We start from the raw sequence: 13,700 nt of genomic DNA on the forward strand, positions 1-13,700 counted from the left end.
AAGAAGATGGTTTATTCCGCGTCCCTTAACCCAAACATCCCCGCCAGCAACTCATAACTTCGCAGCCTATCTTCAAAATGCTCACAAATTGTTACAATCATCAATTCGTCAATGGCATAATTTTCGGCCAACTGTGTTAACCGGGTTGTAACCATTTGGGGGTTACCGGCCACTAACCGTTGCCGGTTGTAGCGGATACGGTCCTGTTCGGCATCAGTGTAAATTGAGTCTTTCACATCGGCGTATGATAATGGTGTTATTAACCCTTTTTCAAACTGCAGAAAGCGCGCATCCATTATAGCCTTATGCTGTTCAACCTTCTCCGCATCATCCGAGCAAAACACAAAGATTGCCATGTTAGCTTCAGGTTCGGGCAAGTCATCTGATGGCTGAAATCTGTCGCGGTATAACAGGACTGCTTGCGGCCCGCCCACCGGGTTAATAAAATGCGCAAACGAAAAACCCATACCAAAATGTGCGGCAAATAAAGCGCTTTGCCCGCTGCTGCTTAACAACCATTGCGCAGGCACAGTATCAACCTGCGGAATGGCGCGTATTTTTTGCTGAATAGTGCCCGGATCGGCAGTATCATGCAGGTAATTACGCAGATCCATTAACTGCTCCACAAAATCCTGTTCGCGGAATTGGTTCGAGGGGTTTAAAATACTGGCTGTAATACGGTCGGTACCCGGCGCACGGCCCATACCTAAATCTATCCTGCCCGGCGCTAAGGCCTCCAGCAGGCGAAAGCTTTCGGCTACTTTTAACGCACTATGGTTAGGCAGCATTACCCCGCCCGAACCAATACGCATGGTTTTAGTATGAGCGGCCAGGTGTGCCAGCAATACTTCAGGCGTTGAGCCGGCCAATATGCCGGTGTTATGATGTTCGGCTACCCAATAGCGGGTATAGCCTAATTGTTCGGTAAATTTAGCCAGTTCGATAGTTTCCTGAACCGCCTGTACAGCAGTAGCCCCCTTACGTATGGGAGATTGATCTAACACACTCAGGCGAATGTTTTTTGTATTCATAACATTAAATGAACCCAAATGTAGCCAAGGAGTTGTGGATGGTTTGTCAGGAGATGGATTATGGCAGTAGGGTGATAATGACTTTGTTTAAAAGGCCTTTAAATATTAACTATAAGTACAATTATCCTGTAAGGTTTAAAGCCCTTTTACGACCGAGGGATAAATTCAAATCTATATGGTTAAAAAAGAGTTTTCCCCTTTGCAAAAAAAATATGATCAATACGCCCCTTTATTGTTGCGGCTAATTATTGGTTATGGGTTTATGGCGCACGGATGGGCTAAGTTAAGCCGGGGCCCTTTAGGGTTTGAGAAACTTCTTACCCAAATTGGCGTGCCCTTTCCGCATTTTAATTCGTGGCTGGTACCATTGGTTGAATTTTTTGGCGGACTTGCTATATTTTTAGGCTTATTTACAAGTATAGTCGCCGTCCCTTTAATCTTAACCATGTTGGTTGCTATGTTCACTATCCACATCAACTATGGTTTTAGCAGTATCAAAACAATTGGGTTAACGCCACATGGGCCTTTATTTGGCCCGCCAGGATTTGAAGTTAATTTATTATATATAGCTGGTTTAGCTTCACTTACGCTTACCGGTGCAGGCACCTTGTCTGTTGATTGGTTACTTCATAACAAAAAATATTCGTGAAACCGGTTATAATACATTTAACATGCAACAGCCTCCGGCCGGCTCCAAAACATTGCCGGCCGGGAACTGATTATCGGACCTATTTAATGGTATAGCTTGTTAGTTCAGAGGACGTAAGGTCGGCTGTGGGGGTACGGGTGTAAAAAGCAATCATACCGATGCCTTTAGCTACATAAAAATCATAGTAAAACATGGTTTGAAACGCATTATTGATCTTGTATTGCACTTCAATCTGGCTGTGTATTACATTCTCATAATTTTTGCCTTTAACCAGTCGGCTAATGCCTTTTTCCATCACGGTGGTTTTAAGCTGCATTTGAGTAGCCACGCCAACAAGATTTACAGTGGTGATCCAACTTGTGCCCGAGGCAACATCAGGATTCAAATAAGGCATTTCAAACGATTGGCCGCTGGCATCGTCTGTCTCGCGGGTGCTATATACGCCATTATTCAAACCAAAAAACACATCGGTTAAACTAGGATCGAGTGTGCTTGATGATTTAGCTACATGGTATTCCTTCTGATCGAATATGTAAGGCGTACCATTCATGGTAATGGTGTTTGTTTCAATCCTGGTTTCATTGAACGTGCCCGGGATGTGGGTGACACTGTAATATACCCATTTAGAGTCCCTGGTGAAAGGCTGGTAGGTATCGCCCAGTTTGGGTTCTTCGGCTACAGGCGTTACGGCATTATCGGTTTTACAAGCGGTGAAAAAAAGTGCAGTGATTGCGATTAAGGTTAAAAATTTGTTTTTCATTGTGTTAAAATTAAAGACGGCATCACGCCGTTTTTATAGTAAATAAATAATGTATTGAATTGCTGAAATGGCGGGGTACCTGCCGCCATCTCCGGGCAATTTGGGTGAATAGACGCAGGTTGTAGCCGATATGTTACAAAGCGCCGGAAAATATTTTTAAAATATTCTATACTAATTTGGTAGATATTAGAGGATTTGATTAAATTTTTCGCATATTTGAAGTTCAAAAATTAATTATTTTATAATAGATAGTAAAAAACAATGAAAGTCGCAGTAGTAGGCGCCACCGGACTGGTAGGCACTAAAATGTTGCAAGTTCTTGCAGAACGCAACTTCCCGGTAACAGAATTGATCCCCGTTGCATCCGAAAAAAGTGTTGGTAAGGAAATCACTTATAAGGGTAAGCAATATAAGATTGTTTCAGTAGCCGATGCGATTAAGCAGAAGCCCGATGTGGCCATCTTCTCGGCCGGTGGCAGTACTTCGTTAGAACAGGCGCCGCTTTTTGCAGCAGCCGGTACTACTGTTATTGATAATTCATCGGCCTGGCGCATGGACCCGACCAAAAAATTGGTAGTGCCCGAAGTTAACGCTGATGTTTTAACAGCCGAAGACAAAATTATAGCCAACCCAAATTGCAGCACCATACAAATGGTAGTAGCCTTAAAACCCCTGCACGATAAATACCAGATAAAACGCGTGGTGGTATCAACCTACCAATCGGTAACAGGTACTGGTGTTAAAGCCGTTGACCAGCTGATGAACGAGCGCAAAGGTATTGAGGGCGCTATGGCTTATCCTTACAAGATAGACTTGAACGTATTGCCTCATATTGATGTATTTACCGAAAACGGTTACACCAAAGAGGAAATGAAAATGATAAAAGAGACCAAAAAAATAATGGGCGATGACAGTATCCGCGTAACAGCGACTACAGTACGCATCCCGGTTATGGGTGGCCACTCTGAGGCATTAAATATTGAGTTTGCCAACGATTTTGACCTGGCTGAAGTGCGTGATATTTTAAGCAAAGCGCCCGGTGTAGTAGTTACCGACGACGTAGCCAACCTGAAATACCCGATGCCGCTTGACGCGCACGATAAGGACGATGTTTTTGTAGGCCGTATCCGCCGCGATGAAAGCCAGCCAAACACGCTGAACTGCTGGGTAGTGTCAGATAACCTGCGCAAAGGTGCTGCCACTAATGCCGTGCAAATTGCCGAGTACCTGGTAGCTAAAAACCTGATCGGTCAGACGGTGGAAGCGTAATTAGAGATTAGTTTAACATGATATATTTAGGGATAAGTCGAAAGATTTATCCCTATTTTTATGGTGTATATTCATTTGTAATGAAAAAAGTGATTCTTGTTTGTGTGCTCTTTCTTAGTGTTAACGGTTTATTTGCTCAAACCACAAAAAGGATTGAAGCAGATTTACTGAAATCTTTTAAAAAGATTGATTATTGGAGGTGGAATAACAAAGACACAACCATTAATAACATTGATTCATTATTTGAAGCTAATAATCGCTTTGGCAGGAAGCTTCAAAACTACGCTTCAAAATATCCTTATACTATTTATGCCCCTTTTCACTCCCTGATCAAAAATGATGTCGATATCAATACATCGAGCGATAACTTGTTAAGGGTATATTCCTGGGATACAGAAACAGGAGGTACAATGCATTTTTTCCAAAATGTGTTTCAATATAAAGAAAGGGCAAAAGTATATGCTTCATTCACTCCCTATAAAGTAGAAGGTGATGATCAACCTAACTATAGAAAAATATACACTTTAACTTCAAATGGAACATCCTATTATTTAGTTACATTCTTGACAATTGGTTCTTCGAAAGATATTGTAAAAGGATTAGAGATATTTCAGATTAAAAAAGACACACTTGTCGGCACTAAGCTTATCAAAACTAAAAATGGCCTAACTAACGAATTATTTTACTACTATGATCTTTCCAAAACCGACGATGATATTGATGCGGACATTAAATATGATAGCGTAAAAAGTATTATCTATATGCCATTGGTTACACAACATAATAGAGCAACAAAAAAATATATCACCTATAAATTCACCGGCAAATATTTTGAGAAGGTTAAAAGCTGATTATCCTTACCTTTACCCCGCTTATGAATTTACATCCCTGGATACAGCTTTTAACCAACCAGTTCCAGCAAACTACTTTTTGGGAATGGGCCGCGGTGATTTTAAGCGTTGCTGAAGTTTTGCTGGCTAAGGCCAACAATTTATGGTTATATCCTACAGGTATTGCCGGTACGCTCATCAGTATTTACGTATTGCTAATAGCCGGCTTATATGCCGAATCGGCGCTGAATGTTTATTACGTGGTAATGAGTGTTTACGGCTGGGTGTATTGGATAAAAAAACGCGATGAACCACCGGTGAAAATTAGCTGGGCCACCCGCAGCGAGTGGGTGATTACCCTGCTGATAGTTTTTGTGGGCTGGGCAGTGTTGTATTTTATACTGAAAAATTACACCAAATCAAACGTGCCACTGTGGGATTCGTGGGTGTCTTCCACCGCCTGGGCAGGTATGTGGCTGCTGGCACGGCGCAAGCTGGAAAACTGGATACTGCTGAATGTATCTAACCTGTTTGCTATCCCTTTATTATTCTATAAAAAGCTGGCTTTGTTTGGTTTGCTTACTGTTTTCCTTTTTATAGTAGCATTTGCAGGTTTTTACCAATGGCTGGAAATTTGGAAGAAGGATAGAAGCAAAGTCTCCCCTTCCGGGGGAGATTTAGAGGGGGCTTCTTTATGAGTTTTCAAGCCCCGCATCCTTCATCATTTATCAGTCCCGAAGTACTCGCCGTCATTCGCGATAACGCACCCGAGGCTGAAGGATTAGGTCAATTGCACCCCGCGCAATTAGCGCTGGTTTATCAGCAACAGTGGTTTAAACTATTGGTACCAAAAGCTTATGGAGGGCTGGAAACTTCACTGCCTGACCTGGTTCGTTTACAAGAAGCTATTAGCTGGGCCGATGGCAGCTTTGGCTGGGTAATTACCTTATGCTGTGGGGCAGGGTGGTTCGGGGGCTTTATGGAGCCAGTGGTAGCGCAACAGATATACAGTACACCCGGATTATGCCTGGCAGGCAGCGGTGCGGTAAGCGGCACGGCTGAGCTAATTGATGGTTACTACAAGCTAAACGGTACCTGGAAATATGCCAGCGGGGCTTATCATGCCACGCATTTTACAGCTAATTGCCTGATTAAAGAGAACGGTGAAACCGTATCTGGACCTGATGGTGAACCATTGGTATTGCCATTTATTATCGACAGGAAAGATGTGAGTTTGCTGCCTACCTGGAAATACATAGGCATGATAGCTACTGGCAGCCACTCGTTTGAAATGCAGGATGTGGTTATACGCGCCAATCGCAGTTTTCATATCGATGCCGGTTATGCCAAAGTCGACACTAAACTATATCAATACCCCTTCCTGCAACTGGCTGAGGCAACTTTGGCCGTAAATCTTTCCGGAATGGCCTTGCACTTTGTCGATCTTTGCAAGGATGTGTTTGAAGAGCGCATTAAGCTGCCTAAACTCACCGATGGGCAAAGAACGCTATTAAGAGAGTTGCTGCAATCAACTACCGATGAGTTACAATTTACCCGTGATGGACTATTTAAAGCCGTGGATGTATCGTGGGAAAAACCACTGAACAATTGTGCGAATGAATTAAGGGCAGTTACCAAAACCAGCCGCCAGTTAGCCATTACCTCACGTAGTGCGGTGGATAAGCTTTATCCATACTGCGGATTAATAGCTGCCGCCCCCGATACAGAGATTAACCGCGTATGGCGGGACATCCATACTGCTGGGCAGCATGCCCTGCTCACTTTTGTTGAGTAATCCTCCTTTGTTGGTAGACATTTCGATTTGTTTCGATTATTATTAAAATAAATTTCAAAGTGTTTTATAAAACATTATTTTTGAAAGCTGGGTAATAAGATATACTTACTTTATTTGTATAAACAGACTTCATCTTTATCCTATATTAACAAAAAAATCACATTGCAAATTAAAGTTCATTATTGATATTTGCCATTACACGAAACCCACATACCCCATTATGAGGCTCAGACACCTGCTATTAATTTCCTGTATATTTATTGCCGCAAACATTTCGGCACAAAACAAAAAGAAAGCAACTGCAACCCCGGTTACTGAAACCGTACCCCGCCCCAAACTGGTGGTAGGGATTGTAATAGACCAGATGCGCTGGGATTACCTTTACCGTTATTACGAACGTTATGGGCAAGGCGGCTTTAAACGCTTGTTAAACGAAGGTTTTCGTTGCGAGAATACTACCATCAATTACCTGCCCTCGGCTACTGCGGTAGGGCACTCATCTATTTTTACCGGCTCAGTCCCGGCTATACATGGCATTGCCGGTAACGACTGGGTTGACCAGCTAACGGGCAAAGCCGCTTACTGCGTGAGCGATAGCACTGTGAATAGCGTGGGCACAGCATCCGAAGAGGGTAAAATGTCGCCGCGTAACCTGTTAGCATCTACCATAACAGATGAATTGATGCTGGCCACCAACTTCCGGTCGAAGGTGGTGGGTGTTTCTTTAAAGGACAGGGCAAGCATCCTTCCGGCAGGCCATTCACCTACAGGTGCTTTTTGGTTTGACGATGCAACCGGTCGCTTTATTACCAGTACTTATTACATGCAGCAACTTCCTGCCTGGGTGAACAATTTTAATAACGCTAACGAACCAGAAAAACTGACCGCTAACGATTGGAACCCGCTTTATCCAATACCAACCTATATCCAAAGCAGTGCTGATAATTCAATTTGGGAAGGCAAATTTGCAGGCGAAACCAACACGGCATTTCCGCATAAAATAGCCGAACTTTATAAGAACCGCCACGTTACCATCCGCAGCACCCCGTTCGGCAACACGCTTACGCTTGATTTTGCAAAAGCTGCTATTGATGCTTATAAATTGGGCAATAACGGGACTACCGATTTCCTGACCATTAACTGCGCATCTACCGATTACGTGGGTCACATGTTTGGCTTAAACGCTATTGAAACCGAGGATACCTATTTACGCTTAGATAAGGACCTGGCCGCATTCTTCAGCAACCTTGATGCTAAAGTTGGCAAAGGCAATTACCTGGTTTTTCTTACCGCCGACCACGGGGCCACCCATTCGGTTGAATTTGCAAAAGCGCATAACCAGCCTGGCGGGTATTGGAAACAAGTCGACTATAAAAACAAGTTAAACCAAATGCTGGAGAAAAAATTTAAGGCAGATAACCTGGTGCTGTCGGTAATAGAATATGCGGTGAATTTTAATGTGCCGAAAATTGAAGGTCAGAAACTTGACTATCAGGCTATAAAAGCAGTCACGGTGGATTTTATGAAACGGGATCCTAACAACTTGTTTGCGGCCGATATGGATAAAATAAACGATGCAGCCATACCCGAAATTGTGCGCACAAAAATGATAAACGGATATCATTACAAACGTAGCGGTGCGGTTATCGTTATCCCTAACGCGGGTTATTTGCAGGCTGGCCCTACAGGCACAGGCCATGGCGAATGGAACCCCGATGATACACACATTCCGCTAATATTTATGGGCTGGAATATTAAGCCGGGCGCCAGTTATAGTGATCTGCATACAACGGATATAGCACCAACTGTGGCCGCGCTATTGCACATTCAAACACCTAACGGCGCTATCGGACAACCGATTACCGACCTGTTAAAAAACTAAAAGAGCTAATAAAGTTGAATAAACCGCATACATTTTATAAATGTTATGCGGTTTTTTTATTTGCTTTGCCTAATTCTCTTACCTATAAACCAGTTAATAAAAAATGGAAGATTTCTCATTAAAGGATAAAGTAATTATAGTTACCGGCGGCACCGGCATTTTAGGCGGGGCTTTTATAAAAGGCATTGTTTCAGCAGGCGGTGCGGTAGGCATTTTGGGGCGGAACCAACAAATTGCGCAGGAACGCGCTGACGAAATTGTAGCCGCAGGCGGCAAAGCCATTGCCCTGGTAGCCGATGTAATGAAAGAGGAAGAACTGATAGCTGCCCGCGATAAGGTTTTAGCTGCATTTGGCAGGATAGACGGACTGGTAAATGGCGCCGGCGGCAATATGCCCGGTGGTGTTGTTCAGCCTGATGCCGATGTATTTAAATTAAACATGGATGGCCTGCGCCAGGTAATGGAACTGAACCTTTGGGGCACTTTGATACCAACCCAGGTTTTTGGCGAGGCCATGGTGAAAACCGGTAAAGGCAGTATTGTAAATATATCAAGCATGGCATCGCAAAGGGTTATCACCAAGGTGCTGGGATACACCCTGGCCAAAACGGCTATCGACTCATACACCCGGTGGTTTGCGGTAGAAATGGCTAACCGGCATGGCGATAAATTGCGCATGAACGCTATTGCGCCCGGCTTTTTCCTGACCGAGCAAAACCGAACATTGTTAACCCAGCCCGATGGCGGCTATACCGACCGTGGTAACCTGGTATTAAAGCAAACGCCATTCAAACGCTTTGGCGAGCCCGATGAATTGATAGGCGCGCTACTTTGGTTGCTAAGTGATTCATCTAAATTTGTTACCGGTACAGTAGTAAACGTGGATGGTGGTTTTGCTGTGAATAGCGGGGTGTAAGTACTTATTTCCCTTCGACAATAGGGGCCTTAAAATATTCGCCTACCTAAGAGAGACGCCATTTGCGTCTCTCTTGTTTTTTAAGGCTATGGGCAATAATAACACCGTTAATTAGCGTAAAAAAGTTACCAGGTTAAATAGTGTTAAAAACACTTCTAACTCGCGGTTTTCATCTTAATTTCATGATACTCATCTATTTTCGAATATATCATGCTGATTATCCAAGGGTTCAGTTGTGATTGGGGTAGCGTTATAGGTATTTTAATCTGATTTTGGTATGCAAATCGTTAAGAGTATAATCAGCAATAACCTGGTTCACAAAAAGCATGTGAATTTAATGGGTACCCCGTTTGAGATAAGTGTGGTAGCGGCCAATAATTATTGGGCCGAGGAACGAATAGAAAGCGCAGTAGCAGAAATAAAACGTGTTGATAAACTGCTAACTACACTTGGTGCCGATAGCCAGGCAACCCTAATTAATCACAACGCTGGCGTTGCTCCCGTAAAAATTAATGGCGAACTTTTTAAACTGATAGAACGGTCGCTTGAAATAGCCGGGCTTACACAGGGTGCCTTTGATATTACTTATGGTACCAACATGGGGTATCTAAAGGTAGAACTTAACGCTGCCGATAACACCGTATTTTTAAAAGAAAAAGGTATGCGCATTTACTTTGGTGGTATTGCCAAAGGTTATGCTGCCGACCGTGCCAAATATGTTTTGCAAATGGAAGGTGTGAGCAGCGGTGTGATTAATGCTGCCGGCGACCTGATTACCTGGGGGCTGCAACCCGATGGCAGGCAGTGGACCATAGGCGATGCCGACCCGGACCAGCGCATGAAACCTTATGCTGATTTTAATATTAGTAATATGGCGGTGGCTACTTCGGTAAAACGTAGTGAAGACAAGGCAAATAACAGCGTGTGCGTAATGAGCACCAGCGCCGAATTGGCCGGCGCCATGACAACGCCCGTAAATATGCTGGGTATTAAGGTAGGTACCGATTTGGTTAACCGCCTGCAGCAACTGGCCTGTGTATTTGTTGACGAATACAACCAGATGTTTGCTTCGAAATTTATGAATGCTTTAAGCTAAAATATAAACTGATCTGGCCTGGCCGGATTAATAAAAGACCCCTCCTATTTATAATATGAACAGCGTTACCCTTAATACTTACCTATTAATGGTGCGCTGTTTTGATTAAACACCATTGATTTTTTTACAATAAACGAGGACAAAAAATCATTAAAAATTATCCCAACAAATAGTAATTATTTAATTTCAGCATGTTTTTAAGTGCGCGCGGTTTCTCATGATAAAGTGGTTTGTGTATATTGTTTTTTTATTGGCATCCGCACCATGTCTGTTGTCGGCTAAAACAAAAAAAAGCCGGGATGAACATGCTATTGTGTTGTCCTATGGGCCGGTATTTTCAGAAAAGGCTTACAACAGTATTTCCGACACAATAAAAACACTTAAAGCGTCATCTAAAAACGACCCAAAGGTAAAGGAAGTGCCTAAGCCAAAAAAACAATCGAAGCCTGAAAAGGTGGAGGAAGGCGATGCTACAAAAGAAAAAGCCAAACGTCAGCGCAGGCCTGACGGTATGGAGCGCCCGCCGGAAATACCGCGACGAAATGATAACTAAGGATAATTAAGCCCAAACCCAATGAAGTACATTTGTGCCCTTGCTTTAACTATATTTTATCTGAACGCTCATTCGGCAATTAAGCTAATGAACATACGGATCGATCATGACAGGATTAAGATTGATACTGATACAATTATACATAAGCAATCCTTATCGTTAGGAATAACGGCAGGCAGCGATGCCAGTTTCTTCGGGCGTACCAGTCCTAAACGTTACCGTTATTACACTGCCGATATGGTATACAATGCTAAATCGGGTTTCTTTGCCTATGGTACCATCTGGAAGGTATCTGGCTCGTACCCAACATTAGATGAGGTTGATGTGGGCGCCGGGTATTTATATCATATTAACAAAAACCTTAGCGGAACAGCCAGTTACAGTCACTTCTTTTTTAATCGCAATGCGCAGATAATCAAATCATTATCAAATAACAATATCGATATAAAAAACACTTATAATTGGAAGTTGTTTAAAACCAGCGTAGCCTTTGACTATTTATGGGGCAAGGCCAGCGATATTTTTGTTACGCCTGCCATTACCCGTTATTATGAAACCAAGTTTGGTATTTTCGATGATAAGGATTACCTGTCTTTCACCCCCGGCATTAGCATGATATTGGGCACACAGAACTTTGTGGAACGCTATTCGGACGATGAACGATCGGACCCTAACCCTGAAACGGGTTTTGGGCACGATATAGATAACCTGCTTACCGCTCATGCCAACAGACAGTTTAACGTGTTAAACTATAGCTTTAAGTTACCTATTGCTTACAACCGGCCGCATTACACTATAGAGGCTGCCACCAAATATTCTATCCCGGTAAACGTAGAAGGCCAGCTGAAAAACCACAAGGAAGTATTTTTTAACCTGACATTTTATTACCTTTTTTATTAACAAGACATGAATGTTTTAATTGTAGAAGACGAAAAAGCATTAGCCAGCGAGCTGCAGATATTCCTGTCGGGTAATAATTACCTGTGCGAAACATGCTATGATGGTGCCACAGCCTCTGAAAAGATTGGCACTAACCAATATGATTTTATATTAATTGACCTGGGCCTGCCCGATTACGATGGCCTTGACCTGCTGAAAGAAGCAAAGCAAAGCAATCCCGAGGCTGCATGCCTGATCCTTACCGCACGTGCCGAATTGAACGACCGTATTAAGGGATTGGATATGGGGGCCGACGACTATCTACCCAAGCCATTCTCGCTGCTGGAATTACAGAGCCGCATGCAGGCTATTATGCGCCGCAAATTTGGCATTAAACATAATTTGGTATCGCTGGGCAATTTTGTTATCGACCTGACAGACCGTACCATTTCCTATAATAACACACTTGTAAACAGCATCACTAAAAAGGAATTCGACCTGATAGGCTACATGATATTGCACAAAAACCGTACGCTTACCCGTCCGCAATTGAGCGAGCATATATGGGGCAGCGTAGTTAATGATGATTACGATAGCAATTATATTGATGCGCATATTAAAAATATCCGTAAAAAATTAAACGTATACGAATCTCCCGACTGGCTGGAAACCGTTAGAGGTTTAGGCTACCGGATAAACCTGTAAGTATTGAAGCTTCAAACTAAACTTACATTATTCAATACCGTTTCTAAACTGGTAATAGTGCTGCTTTTTGTAGCGCTGCTGCCTAAGCTTATTAAAAGCATTAACCAAAACTATACCGATAACCGCCTGCGCAAACAGCGCGAAAAGGTGTTGCAGGTGGTACACAGCAAAGGCATAAAATACTACATACAAAACGATGAGGCTTACGGTAGTTATACCTTGCTGAAAGAAGAATATGTGAGCTTGGATACTGTACCGGCTGGCAAATTTTTAGATACAATAGCCAACGAACGCCGTATTGTGGAAGGCGACACCATTCAATATCGTATCTTAAGTCATACATTTAAAGTTGATAAAAGAAATTACCTGCTTGAAGTAGGTAAAAGCTTAGCTACTATTGGTGAAACCAGCGGCCCGCTGCAAAATATTGCGCTGGAGGTTTTACTGGGCATGATATTGCTGACTATTATGGCCGACATGGTTTATTCTAACTATGTATTACGCCCGTTGGGCCTGATCATTAAAACAAAGCTCCGCGGCCATAAATTCCCCAATTTTGGAGCTTACGAAAAGGTAAAGACCACCACTACAGATTTTGAGTACCTGGACATGAGCATCCACGAAATGATTGTAATGATTGAGCGTACCTTCCAGAAAGAGCGGGAGTTTATTTCCAACGCATCGCACGAATTAATGACGCCAATATCTATCCTGCAATCGAAGATAGAGAACATGTTTGAGCAGGATGATGTAGCCGATGAAACGAAGATACGCCTGCTGGAAATGCAGCGCATATTAAACCGCCTTAAAACGATCACCAAAACATTGCTATTAATATCACAAATTGAAAACGATCAGTTTTTGAAAGAGGATACAATAGGGATAAACGAATTGCTGCAGGATGTTTATGACGAAATATCTATCCGTCTTCAGGATAAAAATATTGAATGTGTTATAAATGTGCCGGCTGATGCCAAATTTGTTGGCGTTAATAAATTTTTACTGTTCAACCTATTTTTTAACCTGGTAAATAATGCCATTAAATACAATAAAGAGGGGGGTAAAATTACGATCAACGGTCAGCCGGTGAAGGGCGGGTTTATGATAAGTGTCGCCGATACGGGTATTGGCATTGGCGTTAAACAATTGCCGCACATTTTTAACCGCTTTAAAAAATTCCGCCAGTCGTTAGAACAGGATAGCTTTGGCCTGGGCCTGCCTATTGTAAAATCCATCGCCGACTTTCATCAAATCCATATCAATATTACATCTGAAGAAAACATCGGAAGTACATTTGAGTTGACCTTCCCGGATGCAATGGTAGGGGTTTAAATA

General features: G+C 42.8%; 14 protein-coding genes. 12 read left to right on the top strand and 2 right to left on the bottom strand.

The window, feature by feature from the left end; translation table 11 throughout:
• Positions 1-11: 11 nt before the first annotated feature.
• Complete coding sequence (locus tag IRJ18_RS18770; RefSeq protein WP_194107822.1) at positions 12-1,031, bottom strand: LLM class flavin-dependent oxidoreductase; 1,020 nt, start codon at positions 1,029-1,031, stop codon at positions 12-14.
• 175 nt (positions 1,032-1,206) lie between these two features.
• Here IRJ18_RS18770 and IRJ18_RS18775 point away from each other — a divergent pair, with 175 nt between their 5' ends.
• The gene (locus IRJ18_RS18775; RefSeq protein WP_194107823.1) at positions 1,207-1,680 is read left to right on the top strand and encodes a DoxX family protein; all 474 of its coding nucleotides are present in this window, start codon (positions 1,207-1,209) and stop codon (positions 1,678-1,680) included.
• 79 nt (positions 1,681-1,759) lie between these two features.
• Here IRJ18_RS18775 and IRJ18_RS18780 read toward each other — a convergent pair whose 3' ends face one another.
• Positions 1,760-2,440, bottom strand: coding sequence for a hypothetical protein (locus tag IRJ18_RS18780; protein WP_194107824.1), 681 nt, complete (start codon positions 2,438-2,440; stop codon positions 1,760-1,762).
• Between the two features lie 261 nt (positions 2,441-2,701).
• Here IRJ18_RS18780 and IRJ18_RS18785 point away from each other — a divergent pair, with 261 nt between their 5' ends.
• From IRJ18_RS18785 to IRJ18_RS18835, 11 genes are all read left to right on the top strand, one after another.
• Entirely contained in the window at positions 2,702-3,709 is a 1,008-nt protein-coding gene (locus tag IRJ18_RS18785) for an aspartate-semialdehyde dehydrogenase (RefSeq protein ID WP_194107825.1), read from the top strand.
• Positions 3,710-3,789: 80 nt separating this feature from the next.
• On the top strand, positions 3,790-4,560 hold the full coding sequence (locus IRJ18_RS18790; protein ID WP_194107826.1) for a hypothetical protein: 771 nt from the start codon (positions 3,790-3,792) through the stop codon (positions 4,558-4,560).
• A 23-nt stretch (positions 4,561-4,583) separates the two neighbouring features.
• Positions 4,584-5,237 (top strand): nicotinamide riboside transporter PnuC, encoded by a 654-nt coding sequence (gene pnuC, locus IRJ18_RS18795; RefSeq protein WP_194107827.1) that lies wholly within the window; start codon positions 4,584-4,586, stop codon positions 5,235-5,237.
• Positions 5,234-6,334, top strand: coding sequence for an acyl-CoA dehydrogenase family protein (locus tag IRJ18_RS18800; RefSeq protein ID WP_194107828.1), 1,101 nt, complete (start codon positions 5,234-5,236; stop codon positions 6,332-6,334). Before pnuC ends, IRJ18_RS18800 begins: the two co-directional genes overlap by 4 nt.
• Before the next feature lie 220 nt (positions 6,335-6,554).
• Positions 6,555-8,216: an alkaline phosphatase PafA gene (gene pafA / locus IRJ18_RS18805; protein ID WP_194107829.1), complete on the top strand. Its 1,662-nt coding sequence runs from the start codon at positions 6,555-6,557 to the stop codon at positions 8,214-8,216.
• Positions 8,217-8,319: 103 nt separating this feature from the next.
• Positions 8,320-9,132, top strand: coding sequence for an SDR family oxidoreductase (locus IRJ18_RS18810; protein ID WP_194107830.1), 813 nt, complete (start codon positions 8,320-8,322; stop codon positions 9,130-9,132).
• A gap of 277 nt (positions 9,133-9,409) precedes the next feature.
• The gene (locus tag IRJ18_RS18815; RefSeq protein ID WP_194107831.1) at positions 9,410-10,228 is read left to right on the top strand and encodes an FAD:protein FMN transferase; all 819 of its coding nucleotides are present in this window, start codon (positions 9,410-9,412) and stop codon (positions 10,226-10,228) included.
• 217 nt (positions 10,229-10,445) lie between these two features.
• Complete coding sequence (locus IRJ18_RS18820; RefSeq protein ID WP_194107832.1) at positions 10,446-10,781, top strand: hypothetical protein; 336 nt, start codon at positions 10,446-10,448, stop codon at positions 10,779-10,781.
• A 21-nt stretch (positions 10,782-10,802) separates the two neighbouring features.
• Entirely contained in the window at positions 10,803-11,681 is an 879-nt protein-coding gene (locus IRJ18_RS18825) for a hypothetical protein (protein WP_194107833.1), read from the top strand.
• Positions 11,682-11,687: 6 nt separating this feature from the next.
• The gene (locus IRJ18_RS18830) at positions 11,688-12,365 is read left to right on the top strand and encodes a response regulator transcription factor (protein ID WP_194107834.1); all 678 of its coding nucleotides are present in this window, start codon (positions 11,688-11,690) and stop codon (positions 12,363-12,365) included.
• Between the two features lie 3 nt (positions 12,366-12,368).
• Positions 12,369-13,697, top strand: a complete 1,329-nt coding sequence (locus IRJ18_RS18835; RefSeq protein ID WP_194107835.1) for a sensor histidine kinase — start codon at positions 12,369-12,371, stop codon at positions 13,695-13,697.
• The last annotated feature ends 3 nt before the right edge of the window (positions 13,698-13,700 follow it).

The organism is Mucilaginibacter boryungensis (genome assembly GCF_015221995.1).
In the GTDB taxonomy this organism is placed as follows: Bacteria; Bacteroidota; Bacteroidia; order Sphingobacteriales; family Sphingobacteriaceae; genus Mucilaginibacter; species Mucilaginibacter boryungensis.